This window comes from Bradyrhizobium sp. 45 (assembly GCF_023073155.1).
GTDB lineage: Bacteria > Pseudomonadota > Alphaproteobacteria > Rhizobiales > Xanthobacteraceae > Bradyrhizobium > Bradyrhizobium canariense_D.
This window is the reverse complement of record NZ_JADPIX010000122.1, coordinates 285,060-304,696: the sequence shown is the minus strand read 5'-3', so window position 1 is coordinate 304,696 and position 19,637 is coordinate 285,060. Positions and strand designations below refer to the sequence as shown.

The following is a 19,637-nucleotide window of genomic DNA, read 5'->3' as shown; positions in this document are numbered from 1 at the left end:
AACGGGCTCTGGTCAATGAGGGGAGTTTCCATGGAGCGCATCTGGCTTAAGCAATATCCGCCCGGCGTCCCCGCCGATATCGAGCCGACGCAATATTCATCGCTGGTCGACCTCCTGGAGGAGAGCTTCGCCAAGTTCGCCGACCGCAAGGCGTTCATCTGCATGGACAAGTCGATCAGCTATCGCGACCTCGACCAGATGTCGCTGGCGATGGCGTCCTATCTGCAAGGGCGCGGCCTGCAACGCGGCGCCCGCGTCGCGATCATGATGCCGAACGTGCTGCAATATCCGGTCGCGACCGCAGCCGTGCTGCGCGCCGGTTTCGCGGTGGTCAATGTCAATCCGCTCTACACGCCGCGCGAGCTCGAGCACCAGCTCAAGGATTCCGGCGCCGAAGCCATCATCGTGCTCGAGAACTTCGCCCACACCGTCGAGCAGGTGATCGCCAAGACGCAAGTCAAGCACGTCATCGTCGGCAGCATGGGCGACCTGCTCGGCTTCAAGGGAGTGATCGTCAATCTGGTCGTCCGCCGCGTCAAGAAGATGGTGCCGGCATGGTCGCTGCCGGGCGCGGTGTCCTTCAACGACGCGATCTCCGCCGGCCGCTCTCTGGCCTTCAACAAGCCGAAGCTGTCACCCGGCGACGTCGCCTTCCTGCAATATACCGGCGGCACCACCGGCGTGTCCAAGGGCGCCACCCTGCTTCATCGCAACATCGTCGCCAACGTCCTGCAGAACGACGCCTGGCTGCAGCCGGCGATGGCCGCGCCGCCGCATGTCGATCAACTCATGGTCGTTTGCGCGCTGCCGCTCTATCACATCTTCGCGCTGACAGCCTGCTACCTTCTCGCGGTGCGCGCCGGCGGCTGCAATCTCCTGATCCCCAATCCGCGCGACATCCCGGGCTTCATCAAGGAATTGGCGAAGTACCAGGTCAACAACTTCCCTGCCGTGAACACGCTCTACAACGGCCTGATGCATCATCCCGACTTCAAAAAGCTCGACTTCTCCAAGCTGAAGATCTCGAACGGTGGCGGCATGGCGGTGCAGCGCCCCGTCGCCGAGCAGTGGAAGGCCATCACGGGCTGCTCCATCGCCGAAGGCTACGGCCTGTCGGAGACATCTCCGACGCTGACCTGCAACACCACGACCAATCCGGAGTTCAACGGCACTATCGGCATCCCCGTGCCCTCGACCTGGATCTCGATCCGCGACGACGACGGCAACGAGATGCCGCTCGGCCAGCCCGGCGAGATCTGCGCCAAGGGCCCGCAGGTGATGTCGGGCTACTGGAACAGGCCGGAGGAGACGGCCAAGGTGATGACCGCGGACGGCTATTTCCGCACCGGCGACATCGGCATCATGGACGAGAAGGGCTACACCAAGATCGTGGACCGCAAGAAGGACATGATCCTGGTCTCCGGCTTCAACGTCTATCCGAACGAGATCGAGGAAGTGATCGCGAGCAACCCCGGGGTGCTCGAATGCGCCGTCATCGGCATTCCCGATTCCAAGTCGGGGGAGGCGGTGAAGGCGTTCGTGGTCAAGAAGGACCCGAACCTCACGGCGGAGGCCCTGGTCAAGTTCTGCCAGGAGCAGCTGACGGGCTACAAGGTGCCCAAGCACATCGAATTCCGCACCGACCTGCCGAAGACCAATGTCGGCAAGATCCTGCGGCGGCAGCTGCGCGACGAGAAGAAGGCGGAGGCGGCGTAAGCGCCTCTTTCGTTCATGACCGACGACGGCAACATCAGTCCGGCCGGCATCCTCGCCTTCTGGCGCGAGGCCGGCCGCGATGCCTGGTACGAGCGCAACGACGCATTCGACGCGGAGATCAGGCGCCGCTTTCTCGCGCTGTGGCAGAAGGCGGTCGCCGGCGAACTCTCGTCATGGGAGGCGACCGATGAGGGCGCACTCGCGCTCGTCATCGTGCTCGACCAGTTTCCGCGCAACATGTTTCGCGGCACGTCGCAGGCCTTTGCCAGCGATGCGCTGGCGCGCGACGTCGCCCGCCGCGCCATTGCGCGGGGCGCAGATCAAAGGATCGATCCGGTCCTGCTCGAATTCCTCTATTTGCCCTTCATGCATTCCGAGCACCTGCCCGACCAATTGCACTGCGTCGCGCTGTTTCAAAACACCGACAATGCCGAAAATCTGAAATACGCGCGTGAGCACGCCGACATCATCCGGCGGTTTGGCCGCTTCCCCCACCGCAACCATCTGCTCGGCCGCGACACCACCCCGGACGAGCAGGCCTTCCTCGACGGCGGCGGGTTCGCCGGCTGATGACATAACGGTGAAGGGTCCCGCCCTCACCGCCTGCCCTACCGGCAACATTGTGCAGCGCCGCCGCACGGTCTAAAAAGCGGGACCGATTTTCAGGGAGACTGACGATGGCGATCCAGACTGGCGACAAACTGCCCGAGGCGAAATTCCGCGTGATGACGGCCGAAGGCCCGCAGGTGAAGACCACCGACGACATCTTCAAGGGCAAGAAAGTGGCGCTGTTCGCGGTGCCCGGCGCCTATACGGGCACCTGCCACAAGATGCATCTGCCGAGCATTTTCCTCAACGCCTACGCCCTGAAGGACAAGGGCGTCGACACCATCGCCATCGTCTCCGTCAACGACGCCTTCGTCATGAACGCCTGGAAGCGCGATACCGACCAACGCGACGAGGCCATCTTCCTCGCCGACGGCAATGCCGACTTCACCAAGGCGATCGGCATGGAGCTCGACGCCTCCGGCAACGGTCTCGGCATCCGCTCCAAGCGCTATTCGATGCTGGTCGAGGACGGCGTGGTCAAGAAGCTGAACCTCGAGGCGATGCCCGGCAAGGTCGAGGTGTCCGGCGGCGATACGCTGCTCGGGCAGCTGTAAGCTTTAGACGCCGCTTTCAGCCACAAACGACTCTGTCATGCCCCGCGAAAGCGGGGCATTCAGTATTCCAGAGCAGTTGTTGTTGAATCGAGAGGCCGCTGCGTACTGGATCGCCCGGTCAAGCCGGGCGATGACGGCGGAGCATGAGGAAGGAGCGCCGACCGCGCGCCTACTCCGCCAGCCTCTGCTGCAACCGCGCCTTCACGATCCCGTCGCGCGCGAGCTGGTCGGCGCGTTCGTTCTCGGGATGGCCTGCGTGACCTTTGACCCAGTGCCACCGCACGTCATGGGCCTTCAGCGCGGCATCCAGGCGCTGCCATAGCTCGACATTCTTCACCGGCTTCTTGTCGGCGGTGCGCCAGCCGTTGCGCTTCCAGCCGTGGATCCAGCCGGTAATGCCCTGACGGACATATTGGCTGTCGGTATAGAGATCGACCGTGCACGGCTTCTTCAGCGCTTCCAACGCGGAGATCGCCGCCATCAATTCCATCTGGTTATTGGTGGTGTGGCGCTCACCACCGTTCAGTTCTTTTTCCTTGTCGCCGAACTTCAGGATCGCGCCCCAGCCGCCGGGCCCCGGATTTCCCGAGCAGGCGCCGTCGGTGTAGATCGTGACAATCGGAAGCTCGCTCACGCCACCAGCCCCGACGGCATCAGCCCGTAGTCGCGCACGCTGGAAACGCTCTGGTGGAAGCGCAGCTTGCGGACATATTCCAGCGGATCCTTCGGCCGAACCAGCGCGCCGGGCGGAACGTTGAGCCAGTCGACCAGCCGCGTCAGCAGGAAGCGCATCGCAGCGCCGCGCGCGAGCAGCGGCAGCGCTGCCTCTTCCGGCTCGGACAGCTTTCGCACGCGGCCATAGGCATTGAGGAAGGCCCGCGCCTTGGTGACGTTGAAGGAATGATCCGGCTCGAAGCACCAGGCGTTGAGGCAGATCGCGACATCATAGGCGAGCCAGTCATTGCAGGCGAAAGTGAAGTCGATGATCCCTGACAACTTGTCGCCGAGAAAGAAGACGTTGTCGTTGAAGAGGTCGGCGTGGATCACGCCTTCGGGCAGAAGCGTCGGCCAGACCCCGCTCTCGAGGTAGTCGAGCTCTTGGCTCAGGAACGCGCGCAGGCCGGGCTGCACCTCGTCGGCCCGGTGTGATGCGGCATCGAACAGCGGCCGCCAGCCCGGGACCGACAGCGCGTTCGCACGCCTGATCGCGAAATTCGCGCCGGCCAGATGCATCCTGGCGAGCCCCTCGCCAACGCCGGCGCAATGGACCGCGTTCGGCTTGCGCGGCCAGACGCCTTCGAGAAAGGTGATGATCGCGGCCGACCGGCCCGACAGCTCGCGCAACGCCTCGCCGTCCGTTCCCTTCACCGGCAGCGGGCAGTTGACGCCGTGCTCGGCAAGATGCGTCATCAGCGCGAGGAAGAACGGCAGATCGTTCTTCGCCACGCGCTTCTCATAGAGCGTGAGGATGAACGACCCCTTGGTCGTATGCAGCAGGAAGTTGGAATTTTCGACGCCCTCGGCGATGCCCTTGTAGGAGAGCAACTCGCCGAGATCGTATTGGTTGAGGAAGTCCGCAAGCTCGTCGGCGGCAACGTCGGTGTAGACCGCCATGAACGTCTACTCGGCGGCGGCTTCGGGGCGCACCTGGCGCGGCAGCGGGAAGAACTCGTTCTCTTCCGCGGCCGAGACCGTCTCCACATGCAGCGTGAAGCGCTCGGCGAACGCGTCCATGATCTCCTCGACGATCACTTCCGGTGCCGAGGCACCCGCGGTGATGCCGAGGCTGGTGATGTTCTCGAACCGCTTCCAGTCGATTTCGGTGGCGCGCTGCGCCAGCACGGCGATCGGGCAACCCTCGCGTTCGGCGACTTCGCGCAGGCGCTGCGAGTTCGACGAGTTCGGCGCACCGACCACGATCAGGGCGTCGACCACCGGCGCCACCTTCTTCACCGCGAGCTGGCGGTTGGTGGTGGCGTAGCAGATGTCTTCCTTGTGCGGCCCGTTGATGTTCGGGAAGCGTTCCTTCAGGAGCGCCACGATCTCCGCGGTGTCGTCGATCGACAACGTGGTCTGGGTCACGAAGGCGAGGTTGTTCGGGTCCTTCGGGGCGATGGTCTTGGCGTCCTCGGCAGTCTCGATCAGGGTCACGGCGCCGGTCGGGAGCTGGCCGAGCGTGCCCACCACCTCCGGATGATGGGAATGCCCGATCAGGAAGATCTCGCGGCCGCGCTTGAAATGGATCGCGGCCTCGCGGTGCACCTTGGTGACCAGGGGGCAGGTCGCATCCAGCGAGAACAAATTGCGGGAGGTGGCGTCGGCCGGGACCGATTTCGGCACGCCATGGGCCGAGAACACCACCGGCGCGGTGGTGTTTTCCGGGATCTCGGCGAGTTCCTCGACGAAGATCGCGCCCTTCTTCTTCAACCCATCGACGACGTATTTATTGTGCACAATCTCGTGGCGAACATAGACGGGGGCGCCGTATTTATCGAGCGCCCGTTCCACGGTGTCGATCGCCCGGACCACCCCGGCGCAGAAGCCACGGGGAGAACAAAGCACGATCTTGAGGTCTGGTTTGGCTGACATTGAGCGATCTCGGGACCGAATCACCTCGCCAAATGGGCGGGAAGCGGTCGATGGATGAACAGGGCTTGGGTACGGTCTTACAGAGACTTCAGAGGGAATTGGGCCCCCTTTCGGGCGCTGTCAAGGCACTATCTATAGCAGAACCATTGCGTGGCTAGCCCCTCCGGGCTTATATAGCGCGAATTCCCAGTCATCGCTGATGACCACCGGTTTCGCCTCCAAAGGGGTGGGCGAAGCACAAAGGAGATTTGCCATGAGCAACGCACCTCTGATGCCCAAGGCGACCGCCGTCTGGCTGCTCGACAATACCGCGCTGACCTTCGATCAGGTCGCCGATTTCACCAAAATGCACCCCCTCGAGGTGCGCGCGATCGCCGATGGCGACGCCGCCCAGGGCATCAAGGGCATGGATCCCCTTTCCAATGGCCAGCTGACCCGCGAGGAAATCGAGAAGGGCGAGAACAACCCGGACTACCGGCTCCGCCTCCAGGAGAGCAAGGTGGTGCTGCCGCCGCAGCCCAAGCGCAAGGGCCCGCGCTACACCCCGGTCTCGCGCCGCCACGAACGCCCGAGCGCCATCCTCTGGCTGCTGCGCAACCATCCCGAGCTCAAGGACGCCCAGATCATGCGCCTGGTCGGCACGACCAAGAGTACGATCGCGAGTGTCCGCGATCGCACCCACTGGAACACCTCCCAGCTGACGCCGATCGATCCCGTCACCCTCGGCCTCTGCTCGCAGATCGAGCTCGATTTCGAGGTCGCGCGCGCGGCGAAGGAAAAGCCGATCGACGCAGCCTATGGCGGCGCCACTTTGCTGCCGGCCTCAGAAACCACCAAGAAGGACGAGTACGAACCCGCGGAGAGGTCCAGCGACGATCTCAACGTCGATGCTGTGTTCGCCAAGCTGAAGACGCTCGGCGGCAAGAAGCAGGACCAGGAGGAGGAGTAATCCTTCCACTTCAGTCGTCATCGAATGCAAACGCGGCGGGGAAACTCGCCGCGTTTCTAGTCTGACGCAAGAAGCTTCAGCAACCTCGTCATTGCGAGCGCAGCGGCGCAGCGCAGCCTTTATGGCCGGTCCGGATGGTTCAGCATGTATTCGCCGAGGTCGCGCTGGCGGCGGTCGGCGCGGGTGGTCGCGGAACTGCGCTGGACGTCGCGGTCCTTGCGGCACGCCACGTATTCGGGCGATCCGGCCGCATAGCCGCGGCTCTGGCAGACCGCGTCGTCATCATCGCCGCCCATCGCCACCGGCGTCTGGTAGCGCGCGGAGCAGGCGGAGAGAATGAGGCCCGCAAATGCAATCGCTAGAAACGGCTTCGAATTCATGGCAGGCCCTTCATCCTCATGGTGAGGAGCCCGCGCAGCGGGCGTCTCGAACCATGCAGGCCAAGCTGCCGCAGCGGGGCCTTTCATCCTTCGAGACGCGCGCCAGGTCCTCAGGATGAGGATTGAGCGGAAAAATGCGGCCTATTCAAGCCCCATTGCAAACCTCACACCCGCCCCTTCAGCGCATCGCCGATCTCGTCCAGCACCTTGGGGTCCTCGATCGTCGCCGGCATGGTCCAAGCTTCACCATCTGCGATCTTCTTGATCGTGCCGCGCAAGATCTTTCCGGATCGCGTCTTGGGCAGGCGGCCGACGGTGATGGCGAGCTTGAACGCGGCAACGGGACCGAGCTTGTCGCGCACCAGCGCGACGATCTCCTTCTCGATCTCGGCCGGGGCCCGTTTCACACCCGCCTTGAGCACCAGGAAGCCGCAGGGCACCTCGCCCTTGATCGCGTCCTTGACGCCGAGCACGGCGCATTCAGCGACATCGGGATGCGAAGCCAGGATCTCCTCCATGCCGCCGGTGGAGAGCCGATGGCCGGCGACGTTGATGATGTCGTCGGTGCGGCCCATGACGAAGACATAGCCGTCGTCGTCCTTGTAGCCGGCATCCGACGTTTTGTAGTAGCCGGGGAATTCGGTGAGATAGGCTTCCTTGAACCGTTCGTCCTGATTCCACAGCGTCGGCAGACAGCCCGGCGGCATCGGAAGCTTGATGACGATCGAACCCATGGTGTTCGGACCGACCGGCTTTGCCGCTTCGTCGACCACGTCGACCTGATAGCCCGGCATCGGCACCGTCGGCGACCCGTGCTTCACCGGCAGCTGACCTAAGCCAACCGGATTGCCGGCGATGCACCAGCCGGTTTCGGTCTGCCACCAATGGTCGATCACAGGCACTTTCAACTGCTGCTCCGCCCATTCCACCGTCGGCGGATCGGCGCGCTCGCCGGCCAGGAACAGCGTGCGGAACGTCGAGAGGTCGTATTGCCGGATGAATTTTCCTTCCGGATCTTCTTTCCGGATCGCGCGGAACGCGGTCGGCGCAGTAAAGAAGGCGACGGCCTTGTGCTCGCTGATCACGCGCCAGAACGCGCCGGCATCGGGCGTGCCGACCGGCTTGCCCTCATACATGATCGAGGTCGCGCCATGCAGCAGCGGGCCGTAGACGATGTAGCTGTGGCCGACCACCCAGCCGATGTCGGAGCCGCACCACCAGACCTCGCCCGGCTTGACGCCATAAAGGTTGAACATGGACCATTTCACCGCGACGAGATGGCCGCCATTGTCGCGCACGACACCCTTGGGAATGCCGGTCGTGCCTGACGTATAGAGGATGTAGAGCGGATCGGTAGCGGCGACGGGCACACAAGGCGCCTTCTTGCCGTCGTTCATCGCCTTGCGGCGCAGGCCCGCCCAATCATAGTCGCGGCCGGGCGTGAGGGCGCAGACGAGCTGCGGACGTTGCAGCACGATGCAGGCCTTCGGCTTTGCCCCCGCAAGCCTGATCGCCTCGTCGAGCAGCGGCTTGTACTGCACGATCCGGCCGGGCTCGATGCCGCAACTCGCCGACAGAATCAACTTTGGCTGCGCATCGTCGATGCGGGTGGCGAGCTCTTTCGCGGCAAAGCCACCGAACACCACGGAGTGCACCGCGCCAATGCGCGCGCAGGCGAGCATCGCGACGACGGCCTCGGGGACCATCGGCATATACAGGATGACGCGATCGCCCTTGGCGACACCAAAATCCTGCATGATGGCGGCAAGCGCCTGCACTTCGGCCAGCAGTTCGGCGTAGGTGAATTTGGTGACGCTATTTGCCAGCGGCGAATCATGGATCAGCGCGACCTGGTCGGCGCGGCCGCGTTCGACCTGACGGTCAAGCGCGTTGTAGCAGGTGTTGACGACGCCACCGCTGAACCAGCGGCCGTAGACGCCTTGCGAGGGATCGAAGATCTTTTTCGGTGGCTCGATCCAGTCGATCTCCTTGGCCACCTCGGCCCAAAAGCCCTTGGGGTCAGCCAGCGAGCGCGCATAAACCTCGTGATAGAGACTTTTTCCGTCGATGTTTCCTCGGACGTTCATTCCCGCGCTCCCGTTCCCTTATTCGCCTGGCCTTGACCTTGTTGCAGGACAGACGTCCCGCCATGACAGGGATCAAGTACCGGCCTTGTTTGAGGGGTATTTTCCCGGGAACGGGCCGCGGTTCAAGCTGAAAAGAACAATGCTCAGCTATCCATCGCATTCAGCCGCTGCAGCCGCTCCTGCATGACCTTCCTGAGATCATAGCCGGGGCGGCCGAAGCTCGTATTGCGGGTGGTGAGGAAATCGCGCTGGGTGCGACGGAGGCCGCCGGCGAAGCGGGACCCGGCCGATTTCAGCACGCGCTCGTAGGTCTCGGCGATCTGGCGATCGAGCACCCCCAGCTGCGGATCGGCACAAATCACCTTCTCGACCTCGCGCTTCGCGGTGGCACAATCGAACGACGGGCCATTGCCGGAATTCGCCGCGAGCGGCCGCAGCGGCTCGCCGCCGAATTTCGCGATCTCCGCGATCATGGTTCGGCGGCCGCCGGCCGCATTGTCGTTGCCGGGATCGAGCCGCAGCGCGGTCTCGTAGTCGGCCAGCGCCTTCTTGCGCTCGCCCATCTTCTTGTAGAGCACGGCGCGGTTGTTGTAGGTCAGCGCGAAATTCGGATCGAGTTTCAGCGCGGCCTCGTAATCGCTCAGCGCCGCGCCAAGCTCGCCCTTCAGGTGGTAGGAATCGCCGCGGTTTGTGAAGAAATTCGGCCGCGGTGCCAGCCGGAGCGCCTGATCGTAATCGGCAATCGCCTTGTCGTACTCCCCCATCGCGGCCAGCGCCAGCCCGCGATTGTCGTAATATTCGGGCACTTTCGGATCGAGCCGGATCGCCTCGCCGTCGTCGGCAACCGACTTGTCGAGCTGGCCGAGCTTCTTGTAGGCGGCGCCACGATTGGTGTAGCTGCGCGGCCGGTTCGGATCGAGGCGCAACGCCTCGCTGAGATCGCGGATCGCCTTCTCGTTGTCGCCGCCGAGATAATAGGTCACGCCGCGGTCGGACCAGGCCTGTGCATTGTCAGGCTTCAGCCTGATCGCCTGGTCGTAATCGGCAAGCGCGCGGTCGAGCCGGTGCTGGTTGGTGTAGACGACGCCGCGCAGCTCGTAAGATTCCGAATCCTGCGGATCGAGCTCGATGGCCTTGCTGAGGTCCGCCGCGGCGCGGTTGAGATCGCCGCCGGCCTCGCGCAGGAGATCACCGCGCAGGCGCCAGGCTTTTGCGTTCTTGCCATCGAGTGCGATGGCGCGATCGATATCTCGCAGCGCCTGCGTGAGGGCGCCCGAGGTTCGCGCATTGGCGTCGGCGCGCACCAGCAATGCCGCGGCGCGATCGAGGGATGGATTCGAGGCCTGGTCGATGATGGCGCTGCAGGCCGGGATCAGCTCAGCCGGAGCGGCCTTGCTCCCGATTACGCAATCGACGCCGGCCGAAGCAGGGGCGACGAGAACGACGCTCATTGCCGCGCTGAGCAGGAGCGAGCGAAACGAGATTTTTGCAAACGAGAGCATTTGCGCGGAAGGATGCGTGCCGCACATGGCATAGGGCTCCGGGACATCAGGCTTTCACCATTGTCGCGGCAGCCAAAGAATCGGTTCAAATCGAGGCGTGCCAGCGGCGCACCGATCCCTTCCCTCCTTCGTCCCGCTCTTACGAGCGAGACGAGGAGCCTCAATACCCGTCCACCCCGTTGAGCCGCTGCAGCCGCTCCTGCATCGCCTTCTTCAAATCGTACCCCGGCCGGCCGAACCCGGCGTTGCGGCCGGCGATGAAATCGTCCTGCTCGCGTTGAAGCGCCTTCGCTTCGCCTGCATTGCGGGCTTCGCGCAACACGCGCGCGTTGGCGGCAAAGATCTCGCGGTCGAGATCTGCGAGCTCGCGGTTGGCGCAGATCGCCTTCTCGACGGGACGGCGCACACCCTTGCAAATGAAACTGGGCTTGCCCGCGACTGCCATCTGCGCGCCGATCCGCTCGATCTCGCGCGCCATCGCCTTGTGATTGGGCTTGGCCTTCTCGTGGTTCGGATCGATTTTCAACGCCGCACCGAAATCCTGCACCGCCTTGGGCTTGTCGCCCTTCCTTAGCCAGAGTTCGCCCCGCGCGTTGAAGATATCGGCGAGACCGGAATCGAGCTCCAGCGCGCGGCTGTCGTCGGCGATCGCGCGGTCGACTTGGTCGTGCCGCGCATAAAGCCCGCCGCGCGCGATCAGCGCCTTGATCAGGTCCCCTTTCGCCGTCTTCTCGTTGTCGATCACGGCGGCGCAGGCCGTGGCGGCCTTGTCGATGTCGTCGGCTGCGGCAGCCGCGAGGCACGGCGCGATGTCGACCTGCGGCACCGCGGCCGGCTCGCCGCCGGTCGCAGCATGAGCCGCAACGAACGAGAGCGCAAAGAGCAACCCGGCGCCGGACCATTGAATGAGAAAACGCATGCTCGCCACAGTTGGAAAGTCTTGAGTTAAGGTCCGCCTTGAGGTCTTGCCTTGGGGCTGCACCATCCATCATACGACCGGATTGGTGCTAGCTTGTGGCGCCGCTCAAATCGGGTTCGGGGATCAACGTGTCGACATTCGAATGGATCATCGTGCTTCTGCTCGGCGCCGTTGCATTATCGGCGCTGGCGCGGCGGATCAAGGTCCCCTACCCGACCTTTCTCGCAATCGGGGGCGCACTGATCGCCTTTGTGCCGTCGAGCCCGTCCTGGACGCTGGAGCCCGACCTGGCGTTGGCTCTTTTTGTCGCACCGGTCCTGCTCGATGCCGCCTTCGACACCTCGCTGCGCGATCTCCGCAACAATTGGGTTCCGGTCTCCACCCTCGTCGTCGCCGCGGTCGGCTTGACCACGGCCGCTGTGGCCTACGTCGCGCACCGGCTGATGCCTGATATGCCCTGGGCCGCCGCGGTTGCGCTCGGCGCCATCGTGGCCCCGCCGGACGCGGCCGCCGCGGTCGCGATCCTGAGCCAGGTGAAGCTGCCTCACCGCATGGTGAAGGTCCTGGAAGGCGAGAGCCTGCTCAACGACGCGACCGCGCTCTTGATCTATCGCATCGCCGTCGGAGCGACCGCCACCGAGCATCTGGCATGGAGCCAGGTCGCGCCAACCATGGCTCTGGCCCTGGTCGGCAGCGTCGTTGCCGGCTATCTCGCCGCGCGAGTCATGCCACTGGTGATCGTGCGGATCACGGAGGCTCCCAGTTCGATCATCATGCAATTCGCCACTACCTTCATGGTCTGGATCGGCGCTGAACATCTCGGCCTCTCCGGCATCCTCACCATCGTCGTGTACGCCATCACGATGGCACGCGCTGCACCCGCTCGCATGCCGGCGCGGTTGCGGGTGCCGTCCTACGCGGTGTGGGATACGATGGTGTTCGTGCTCAACGTGCTCGCGTTCATGCTGATCGGCATGCAGATGCGACCGATCTGGACGCGGCTGGACGCGGACGTGCGCTGGGACTATTGCCTGGCCGCCGCCTGGATCCTGCTCACCGTGGTCCTGGTCCGGTTGGCCTGGGTCACGCTCTACCGCACGACGCTGCGCACGCTGGTGGCGCACGGGATCTATCACCCCAAGGATCCGAAGCAGGTCGCCTCCGCCAAGGGCGGCCTCATCATCTCCTGGTGTGGCATGCGCGGCCTCGTCACGCTCGCCACCGCCTTTGCCTTGCCGGAAAACTTTCCGCATCGTGACTTCATCGTCTTCTCGGCGTTTGCGGTCGTGCTCGGCACGCTGGTCGTGCAGGGCCTGACCTTGCGGCCGCTGATCCTGGCGTTCGGCCTCAAGGACGACAATCCCGTCGGCATCGAGGTCGCGCGCGCCCGCGCCGTCGCCTATCGCGCGGCGCTCGACGCGATCGAGGACGATCCGTCGGAGGAAGCCGAAATCCTGCGGCTCGAATATCGTGCCATCCTGATGCAGGCCGACGACGATCCCCATGGTGGCATCACCAACGGCGAATTGCCCGCCGATCCGCTGCGCCGCCGCGCCATCGAAGCCGCGCGAAAATCGATCTTCGACCTCCGGGCCACCGAGGTGATCGGTGACGACGCGTTTCACAGGATCGAGGAGGAGCTCGATCGCGCGGAACTGAGCGCGGGGGGTTAGATTTCGTCATCCCGACAAGCGCCCTGCACAGGTGGCTAGGGGTTTGAACCAAACGCCGCCTCTCCAGACTCATCCCTCATGACGACCCTGATCGACGACCGTCGTGTGCGCGCGCGAGATGCGTCGCCCGCACGATATTTCTATCTCCACATGGCACTGGCCTGCGCGGCCACCGCCTTTCTCGGCTTCGCACCGACCTATTTTGTGCCGCTCGCGAACCGGACATTGTCCGCAAGCCCCGTCATTCATTTCCACGGCCTGTTGTTCTTCACCTGGTCTCTCTATTTCGTGATCCAGACGTGGCTCGCCGCCTCAGGCCGCATGGTCAATCACCGTGCGCTCGGCATAGCCGGCGCTTCGCTCGCGACCGCGATGACGATCTTCGGCTTCCTCGCCTCCGTCCATGTGATGCAGCATTCCGCGGCGCTCGGCCAGAAAGAGGCCGGCATCGCCTTCTCGATCGTGCCGATGAGCGGGATCGCGTTCTTCGCTGGTGTATTCGTGCTCGCGATCATGAACACGCGAAAGCCGGAGATTCACAAACGCCTGATGCTGCTCGCGGCGGTCTCCATCCTCGATGCCGCGATCGCGCGCTGGTTTCTCACTTTCCTCGCGCCTTCGGGACCGCCAGGGCCGCCGCCGGTGCCCGTCACCATCGCGCCCGCGATGGTCGCTTCGCTGCTGCTCGTCGTCGCCATGGTACGCGACTGGCGCACCGCGGGCCGAGTGCATCCAGTCTACATCACCGGCACGCTCGCGCTGCTGGCGGTGAAGGTGCTGAACTGGCCGATCAGCGAAACGGCGGCATGGCATTCATTCGCCGGCGGGATTCTGGCGCTGGCGCAATGATGTCGTCCTGGCGAAAGCCAGGACCCATTACCCCGAATGCCGAATGTTGAAGTAGCCGGAGCCGCCAGCCTTCGTCAAACTTCTCCCTGGGGTTATGGGTCCTAGATCAGCGCTCGTTACGCTCGCTTGTCCAGGACGACGGCGAACACGGAACGACGCCTAGGCCCCCGCCTTGCACGTGATCCCGCCGTCCACCACGAGCTCGATGCCCGTCACATATTTCGCTTCGTCCGAGGCCAGGAACAGCGCGGCGTTGGCGACGTCGAAAGCGTCGCCCATGTGGCCCATCGGCACTTGCGCATCGCGCGCCCGCCACATCGCTTCAACATCGCCCTTGGCATAGCTGTTCGCAAGACCTGCGGAATGTTCCACCATCGGCGTCTTCATCAGGCCGGGCAGGATCGCGTTGACGCGGACATGGTGGCGCGCGAACTCGATCGCGGTGGTGCGGGTCATCTGGTTCATCGCCGCCTTCGAGGTGCCGTACGTGACGTAGGAGATGCCCATGTGGCGGATCGAAGCGATCGAGGAGATGTTGATGATCGAGCCACCGCCCTGTTTCACCATCACGGGGATGACGTGCTTCATGGCGAAATAGGCGCTCTTGAGGTTGACGCTGAAGACCCGGTCCCAGCTTTCCTCGGTCACTTCGACCACGCTGCCCATCTCGGCGATGCCGACATTGTTGTCGAGCACGTCGATGCGGCCGTAGGCCTTGAGGCATGCCGCGACCATCGCCTCGACCTCGCGCGCATGCGAGACGTCGGCCGTGAACGCGCTCGCCTGGCCGCCTTCGTCCGCGATGATCTTCGCGGTCTCCTCGGCGGCCGCGCCGTTGCGATCGACGCAAAACACCTGCGCACCCTGGCGGGCAAAGGTGACCGCGGTGGCCTTGCCGTTGCCCCAACCAGGCCCGATCGAGCCGGCACCCACCACCATCGCAACCTTGCCCTTGAGCCGACCCATCGCGTGTCTCCCTTATTATTGTTCTTTGCAGACGATCATCTTTGTGACGTTAGCACCAATGGGATGACCGACAATCTCGGACAACGTCCGGCACTTGCCGTCATGGCATAGCCGCCATTCGCCAGCCGCGTCCGAATTGCCCAGCACGACCTCCGGCATCGGCGCGCGCGCGGGCCTCCATTGAAACCAGCCGTCGACGAGGCGCGCCTCGGGCGGCGGCTCCATGCCGGGGCCGGTGCCCTTCACGCGTGCCTGCACCAGTTCGAGCCCGGCGGGGGTGACGCGCCAGTCTTCCTGCCAGTCGACCTTCGCGATCGAATGCGTCCACACCAGTGTGAACGCGGACAGCGCCAGCGCCTTCAGGCCTGAGGCTGTGACGAGGCAGAGGCTCACACCGCCTCGACCGGCGCCGGCGGCCGCCGCCGCCACTGCCACAGCACGATCGCAGCGGCGAGCAGGAAGCCCGCGGTGTCGCTGAACGGGAAGTCGCCGAGCAGGCACAGCGCGGCACCGAGCGCGACCAAACGTTCGAGGAACGTCAGGCGCGTGAACAGGAATTCGATCGCGACCATGCCGAACAGCGCGATCGCCACCAGCGCCTTGACAGTCGCCAATGCCACCGCGCCGTAGAAGCCGAGCTTGGCCGCCATGGGATCGCCGCCCTGCAGCATCAGCGCCGGCGAATAGACGAAGATGAAGGGGATGACGTAGCCGGCGAGCGCGATGCGCATCGCCTCCCAGCCGATCTTGTCCGGATTCTCCTTCGCGATCGGTGCTGCGGCAAGCGCGGCCAGCGCCACCGGCGGCGAGAGGTCCGCCATGATGCCGTAATAGAACGCGAACATGTGGCTTGCGATCAGGGGCACACCCAGTTTGGCCAACGCGGGCGCCGCGAGCGCTGCCGTGATGATGTAGGTCGGGATGGTCGGGATGCCGGTGCCGAGCAGGATCGACAGCAGCATGGTCATGATCAGCGCCAAGAACAGGCTCTTCTCGCCGAGACCGATCACCCAGCCGCCGAAGATGGTGCCGACGCCGGTCTGCGACATCATGCCGATGATGACCCCGACGATGGCGCAGGCCATGCCGACGGTGATCGCGGATTTGGCGCTTTCAGCCAAGGCATCGCGGCAGGCGCGCAGGGCGGAAAATCCGCCACGCACGAACGCAGTGATCACGATCAGCGCGACGACGACGCCTGCGACCGGCACGATCTGAAGGCCGTCGCGCGAGAGCGCCGCGACGACGAGCGCGAGCCCGATCCAGAAGACATAGCGGATCGCCATCGAAGACGCGCCTGTCGTGATGGCGGTGCCAAGGATCAGCGCCACTGTGAGCGCGAGGCCCATGCTGCCGGCATAGAGCGGCGTAAAACCTTCGAACAGCATGTAGACCAGCGCCGCGAGCGGCAGCACGAGATACCAGCGCGTCACCAGGGCCTTCCAGGCGCTCGGAATCTCCGAGCGCTTCATGCCGGTGAGCCCGTGCTTGCCGGCCTCCAGATGCACCATCCAGAAGGCGGAGGCGAAATAGAGCATCGCGGGAATCGCGGCCGCCTTCACGATCTCAGAATATTGGACGCCGAGCGTCTCTGCCATGATGAAGGCGACCGCGCCCATCACCGGCGGCATGATCTGCCCACCCATCGACGCTGTCGCTTCGACGCCGGCCGCGAACGCGCGGCGATAGCCGAACCTGATCATCAGCGGAATCGTGAACTGGCCGACGGTGACGACGTTGGCGACGCCGGAGCCGGAGATCGTGCCCATCATGCCCGAGGCGAACACCGCGACCTTGGCCGGGCCGCCGCGGGTCCTGCCGAATAACCCAAGAGAAACGTCGGTGAAGAGCTGGATCATGCCGGCGCGCTCCAGGAACGAGCCGAACAGGATGAACAGGAAGATGTAGGTCGCCGAGACGTAGATCGGCACGCCGTAAAAACCTTCGGTGCCGAACGACAGATGCGTGACGATCTGGTCGAAATCATAGCCGCGATGGTTGAGCGGTGACGGCAGATACTGGCCGAAGAACCAGTAGACGAGACAGGCGCCGCACATCAGCGGGAGCGCTGCGCCCATCAGCCGCCGCGTGCCCTCGAAGATCAGGACGGCGAGCAGCGTGCCGACCACCAGATCGAGGCGCGTCGGATCGCCGTCACGTGCGATCAGATCCGCATAGAAGATCCATTGATAGAGCCCGCACAGAAAGCCCATGCCGCCGATCAGCCAGCCGATCGCGCGGCCGAAATCGCTTTTGGCGGTGAAGTTGCCGATCAGGCCGAAGGTGAGGAGAATGAGGAAGCCGACATGGACGCCGCGCACCACCTGGCTCGGCAGATAATTGAAGGCCGCGACATAAAGCTGGAAGATCGCGAAGGCGATGCCGATCCAGTAGGCGAGCGTGCCCCACCAGCCCGGGCCAAAGCCTTCCGGAAAACCGTGCTCGAAATTGTCGAACTCGACCTTGATGGGCTCTTGAGCGCCCTCTGCCTTCTCCAGCATTTCAACCCATCCCCAATCGTCGAGCGCTTATAGCATTGGCACGGTCCATCCGCGCCGTCATGCCCGGGCTTGTCCCGGGCATCCACGATCTTTCTCGCCTGGCCTTAGAACGTGGATGGCCGGGACAAGCCCGGCCATGACGTCCGATAACGAGGCCGACGTTACTTGATCAGCCCCTTTTCCTTGTAATAGCGGATCGCGCCGGGGTGCAGCGGAACCGGGCTGCCGCTGGCGGCCGTCTCGAGCTTGATCTCCTTGCCGGCCGCATGCGCGTTGGCGAGTTCGGGCAGCGACTCGTAGACCAGTTTTGTCATCTGGTAGGCGAGATCGTCCGACACCGCCGAGCTGGTGACGAGGTAGTTGACCACCGCCGCAGTCGGCACGTCCTTGTCCTGCCCGGTGTAGGTGTTGGCGGGAATGGTCGCCGCGATGAAGGGCAGGCCGATCTTGTCGACGGTCTCCTTCGGCACCGACACCACCACGATCGGGCTCGAGGTCGACAGATCCTTCAGCGAGGCCACGCCGAGCCCGGCCGATTGCAGCGTCGCGCCGAGCTGGCGGTTCTTCATGAGGTCGACGGATTCGGCAAACGGCAGATACTCGACCTTGCCAAGATCCTTGTAGCTCATGCCGGCCGCCGCCAGGATGGCGCGCGAATTCAGCTCCGTGCCCGATTTCGGCGCGCCGACCGACAGGCTCTTGCCCTTGAGATCCGCAAGCGTCTTGATGCCGCTCTCGGCAGTCGCGACGATCTGGATGTAGTTCGGATAGATCGCGCCGATCGTGCGCAGCTTGTCGAGCTTGGACTTGAAGCCTGCTTCCTCGTCGCCATCCCAGGCCGCTTTCAGCGAGTCACCCAGCGTGAACGCGATCTCGCCGCGACCCTGCTGGAGCAGGATCAGATTCTCGACCGACGCCTTGGTGGCCTGCACCTGCGTCTTCACGTTAGGAATCTTGTCGCCGTAGATCTTCCCGATCGCGACCCCGAGCGGATAGTAGACGCCGGAGGTGCCACCGGTCAGCACATTGATAAAGGATTGCGCCTGCGCGCAAGGTGCCGAGGCCGCCAGAGCAAGAGCCGCGGCCACGCCGAAAATCGTTCGTTTCATGATCTTTCTACTCCCCAAACCGGCCGGAAGTTGGCCGGATGAGGGGGGCGGGTCAACCCATCCAAAAGTCAAAACAGGACTGCAGTAAATGGCTGTGCTGGTTCGATTTTTGGGGAACTCGCCAGGTGCGGCGAGGTGGCGCAGCCAGGTCTGGTCAGCCCCTCACTGGAAGGTCATGTCCAGGCATTTGGAGATGTCGGAGCCGAGGCCGGAGGAGATGATGATGCAGCCGCGCACCTTCTGCGCGCCGACGTCGGCGGCCCACACCGAGTAGCCGCCGGGGCCGAAGAACGAATTGGTGTTCGGCGGCTCGGTCTCGGTCGCGTCGAAATCGTAATGGCCGTCGGTGTCGAAGATGCGCGGCTTCTTGGTACAGCCGCCGTCGGTCTGGACGTTGATGACTTCCTTGTTGTCCCGGGTCAGCGCCAGCGAGACCTGACAACGGAAATATTCCGAGGTCTTGGTGTTGAAGAGGTAGGTGTATGACTTGCAGGTCGCGGTGTTCAGCTTGCCCGGGGCCAGGCCGCGGCTGCACGAGATCCTCTGGTTGTGGCTGAGCTGGTAATCATCGGCACGGGCGGCCGGCGCGAGCACCGTCAGCAACAGGCCGGCGGCCCAGCAAGCTTTAATGACGAGGTTCATTCGAATCATCCCCTACCCAATGTTTTTGTCGAATTGCGTTCTAGACGGAAAGCGGAACATAGTCGCGCGGGGACGAAGGGAAAATCACAAACTGCTCGGCAAGACGTGATGCGCTGCGGCGCTTTCGCAAATTGACCTGGAAGCGCCGTTCGTGATTTGTTCAAGCCGGGAGCCTCGATGGGGAGGATAGGGTGATGGCATTTTCGACAAGGATATTTTTGGTGACGGCCGTGCTCGGCGCGTTCGCTGCACCCGCATTGGCGCAGACCGCTGCAACACCTTGGGAGCTCAAGCCCGACACCGGCTACGCCTATGACAAGGACGGCAAGACCTTCTCCTACAAGATGGGCACCAGCAATGCCGGCGAACTTCTGAAGGGCGCCAAGAAGGTGCCGAAGGGCACGCTGTTCTTCCTCGGCCACAACGGCCAGCTCTACATGCGCAGCGGCCCGTATCTGGAAGGCGACGGCAAGTTCAAGTTCGGGTCGGATCAGTAGGGCGAGGTCGCGGCGACGCCACACACTGCTGTCGTCCCGGCGAAGGCCGCGACCCATACCGCGTGATCCCTCGATTGCGTACGGCCGCAGTACCG

General features: G+C 64.0%; 19 protein-coding genes. 7 read left to right on the top strand and 12 right to left on the bottom strand.

The features are described 5' to 3' along the window. Positions 1–30: 30 nt before the first annotated feature. From IVB42_RS21765 to IVB42_RS21755, 3 genes are all read left to right on the top strand, one after another. Positions 31–1,716, top strand: a complete 1,686-nt coding sequence (locus IVB42_RS21765; protein WP_018453141.1) for a long-chain fatty acid--CoA ligase — start codon at positions 31–33, stop codon at positions 1,714–1,716. Between the two features lie 15 nt (positions 1,717–1,731). Continuing rightward, positions 1,732–2,286: a DUF924 family protein gene (locus tag IVB42_RS21760; RefSeq protein ID WP_018453140.1), complete on the top strand. Its 555-nt coding sequence runs from the start codon at positions 1,732–1,734 to the stop codon at positions 2,284–2,286. Positions 2,287–2,393: 107 nt separating this feature from the next. After that, positions 2,394–2,879 (top strand): peroxiredoxin, encoded by a 486-nt coding sequence (locus IVB42_RS21755; RefSeq protein ID WP_018453139.1) that lies wholly within the window; start codon positions 2,394–2,396, stop codon positions 2,877–2,879. A gap of 169 nt (positions 2,880–3,048) precedes the next feature. Here IVB42_RS21755 and rnhA read toward each other — a convergent pair whose 3' ends face one another. Genes rnhA through ispH form a run of 3 tightly spaced genes read right to left on the bottom strand, consistent with a single transcriptional unit; the run spans position 3,049 to position 5,468 of the window. After that, the gene (gene rnhA, locus IVB42_RS21750) at positions 3,049–3,513 is read right to left on the bottom strand and encodes a ribonuclease HI (protein ID WP_018453138.1); all 465 of its coding nucleotides are present in this window, start codon (positions 3,511–3,513) and stop codon (positions 3,049–3,051) included. Next, a complete protein-coding gene (locus IVB42_RS21745) occupies positions 3,510–4,493 on the bottom strand; it encodes a homoserine kinase (RefSeq protein WP_018453137.1) in 984 nt (327 codons plus the stop codon). The genes rnhA and IVB42_RS21745 overlap by 4 nt, the downstream gene beginning before the upstream one ends. 6 nt (positions 4,494–4,499) lie before the next feature. After that, positions 4,500–5,468 carry a 4-hydroxy-3-methylbut-2-enyl diphosphate reductase gene (ispH, locus tag IVB42_RS21740; protein WP_007597506.1) on the bottom strand — a complete coding sequence of 323 codons (969 nt, stop codon included), beginning with the start codon at positions 5,466–5,468 and terminating at the stop codon, positions 4,500–4,502. Positions 5,469–5,721: 253 nt separating this feature from the next. On the opposite strand from ispH, the gene IVB42_RS21735 reads away from it, so the two are divergent. Further along, positions 5,722–6,417: a cell cycle transcriptional regulator TrcR gene (locus IVB42_RS21735; protein WP_007597507.1), complete on the top strand. Its 696-nt coding sequence runs from the start codon at positions 5,722–5,724 to the stop codon at positions 6,415–6,417. A gap of 119 nt (positions 6,418–6,536) precedes the next feature. Here IVB42_RS21735 and IVB42_RS21730 read toward each other — a convergent pair whose 3' ends face one another. From IVB42_RS21730 to IVB42_RS21715, 4 genes are all read right to left on the bottom strand, one after another. After that, a complete protein-coding gene (locus tag IVB42_RS21730; protein WP_018453135.1) occupies positions 6,537–6,797 on the bottom strand; it encodes a hypothetical protein in 261 nt (86 codons plus the stop codon). Positions 6,798–6,961: 164 nt separating this feature from the next. Further along, entirely contained in the window at positions 6,962–8,884 is a 1,923-nt protein-coding gene (locus IVB42_RS21725) for a propionyl-CoA synthetase (protein ID WP_018453134.1), read from the bottom strand. A gap of 143 nt (positions 8,885–9,027) precedes the next feature. Continuing rightward, a complete protein-coding gene (locus tag IVB42_RS21720) occupies positions 9,028–10,413 on the bottom strand; it encodes a tetratricopeptide repeat protein (protein WP_018453133.1) in 1,386 nt (461 codons plus the stop codon). 133 nt (positions 10,414–10,546) lie between these two features. Continuing rightward, the gene (locus tag IVB42_RS21715) at positions 10,547–11,305 is read right to left on the bottom strand and encodes a tetratricopeptide repeat protein (RefSeq protein ID WP_018453132.1); all 759 of its coding nucleotides are present in this window, start codon (positions 11,303–11,305) and stop codon (positions 10,547–10,549) included. A 95-nt stretch (positions 11,306–11,400) separates the two neighbouring features. On the opposite strand from IVB42_RS21715, the gene IVB42_RS21710 reads away from it, so the two are divergent. Together IVB42_RS21710 and IVB42_RS21705 are read left to right on the top strand one after the other, a co-directional pair. Then, a complete protein-coding gene (locus IVB42_RS21710) occupies positions 11,401–12,978 on the top strand; it encodes a sodium:proton antiporter (RefSeq protein ID WP_018453131.1) in 1,578 nt (525 codons plus the stop codon). Between the two features lie 78 nt (positions 12,979–13,056). Continuing rightward, positions 13,057–13,827 carry a hypothetical protein gene (locus tag IVB42_RS21705; RefSeq protein WP_247395389.1) on the top strand — a complete coding sequence of 257 codons (771 nt, stop codon included), beginning with the start codon at positions 13,057–13,059 and terminating at the stop codon, positions 13,825–13,827. Positions 13,828–13,986: 159 nt separating this feature from the next. Here IVB42_RS21705 and IVB42_RS21700 read toward each other — a convergent pair whose 3' ends face one another. From IVB42_RS21700 to IVB42_RS21680, 5 genes are all read right to left on the bottom strand, one after another. Beyond that, a complete protein-coding gene (locus IVB42_RS21700; protein ID WP_204512522.1) occupies positions 13,987–14,793 on the bottom strand; it encodes a glucose 1-dehydrogenase in 807 nt (268 codons plus the stop codon). Positions 14,794–14,808: 15 nt separating this feature from the next. Further along, complete coding sequence (locus IVB42_RS21695) at positions 14,809–15,186, bottom strand: DUF1850 domain-containing protein (RefSeq protein ID WP_198293337.1); 378 nt, start codon at positions 15,184–15,186, stop codon at positions 14,809–14,811. Continuing rightward, a complete protein-coding gene (locus IVB42_RS21690; protein WP_247395390.1) occupies positions 15,183–17,294 on the bottom strand; it encodes a TRAP transporter permease in 2,112 nt (703 codons plus the stop codon). The genes IVB42_RS21695 and IVB42_RS21690 overlap by 4 nt, the downstream gene beginning before the upstream one ends. A gap of 161 nt (positions 17,295–17,455) precedes the next feature. Then, positions 17,456–18,403, bottom strand: coding sequence for a TAXI family TRAP transporter solute-binding subunit (locus tag IVB42_RS21685; protein ID WP_018453126.1), 948 nt, complete (start codon positions 18,401–18,403; stop codon positions 17,456–17,458). Between the two features lie 162 nt (positions 18,404–18,565). Then, positions 18,566–19,045: a hypothetical protein gene (locus IVB42_RS21680; protein WP_018453125.1), complete on the bottom strand. Its 480-nt coding sequence runs from the start codon at positions 19,043–19,045 to the stop codon at positions 18,566–18,568. A gap of 194 nt (positions 19,046–19,239) precedes the next feature. Between IVB42_RS21680 and IVB42_RS21675 the strand changes: the two genes are divergently transcribed. Then, entirely contained in the window at positions 19,240–19,542 is a 303-nt protein-coding gene (locus IVB42_RS21675) for a hypothetical protein (protein ID WP_026232467.1), read from the top strand. Positions 19,543–19,637: the final 95 nt, after the last annotated feature.

Excerpts from the sequence above, each read along its gene's own strand:
- IVB42_RS21765 (WP_018453141.1), top strand. The coding sequence starts at position 31 with ATGGAGCGCATCTGGCTTAAGCAATATCCGCCCGGCGTCCCCGCCGAT.
- IVB42_RS21760 (WP_018453140.1), top strand. The coding sequence starts at position 1,732 with ATGACCGACGACGGCAACATCAGTCCGGCCGGCATCCTCGCCTTCTGG.
- IVB42_RS21755 (WP_018453139.1), top strand. The coding sequence starts at position 2,394 with ATGGCGATCCAGACTGGCGACAAACTGCCCGAGGCGAAATTCCGCGTG.
- IVB42_RS21745 (WP_018453137.1), bottom strand. The coding sequence starts at position 4,493 with ATGGCGGTCTACACCGACGTTGCCGCCGACGAGCTTGCGGACTTCCTC.
- ispH (WP_007597506.1), bottom strand. The coding sequence starts at position 5,468 with ATGTCAGCCAAACCAGACCTCAAGATCGTGCTTTGTTCTCCCCGTGGC.
- IVB42_RS21735 (WP_007597507.1), top strand. The coding sequence starts at position 5,722 with ATGAGCAACGCACCTCTGATGCCCAAGGCGACCGCCGTCTGGCTGCTC.
- IVB42_RS21730 (WP_018453135.1), bottom strand. The coding sequence starts at position 6,797 with ATGAATTCGAAGCCGTTTCTAGCGATTGCATTTGCGGGCCTCATTCTC.
- IVB42_RS21725 (WP_018453134.1), bottom strand. The coding sequence starts at position 8,884 with ATGAACGTCCGAGGAAACATCGACGGAAAAAGTCTCTATCACGAGGTT.
- IVB42_RS21720 (WP_018453133.1), bottom strand. The coding sequence starts at position 10,413 with ATGTGCGGCACGCATCCTTCCGCGCAAATGCTCTCGTTTGCAAAAATC.
- IVB42_RS21715 (WP_018453132.1), bottom strand. The coding sequence starts at position 11,305 with ATGCGTTTTCTCATTCAATGGTCCGGCGCCGGGTTGCTCTTTGCGCTC.
- IVB42_RS21705 (WP_247395389.1), top strand. The coding sequence starts at position 13,057 with ATGACGACCCTGATCGACGACCGTCGTGTGCGCGCGCGAGATGCGTCG.
- IVB42_RS21700 (WP_204512522.1), bottom strand. The coding sequence starts at position 14,793 with ATGGGTCGGCTCAAGGGCAAGGTTGCGATGGTGGTGGGTGCCGGCTCG.
- IVB42_RS21690 (WP_247395390.1), bottom strand. The coding sequence starts at position 17,294 with ATGCTGGAGAAGGCAGAGGGCGCTCAAGAGCCCATCAAGGTCGAGTTC.
- IVB42_RS21685 (WP_018453126.1), bottom strand. The coding sequence starts at position 18,403 with ATGAAACGAACGATTTTCGGCGTGGCCGCGGCTCTTGCTCTGGCGGCC.
- IVB42_RS21680 (WP_018453125.1), bottom strand. The coding sequence starts at position 19,045 with ATGAACCTCGTCATTAAAGCTTGCTGGGCCGCCGGCCTGTTGCTGACG.
- IVB42_RS21675 (WP_026232467.1), top strand. The coding sequence starts at position 19,240 with ATGGCATTTTCGACAAGGATATTTTTGGTGACGGCCGTGCTCGGCGCG.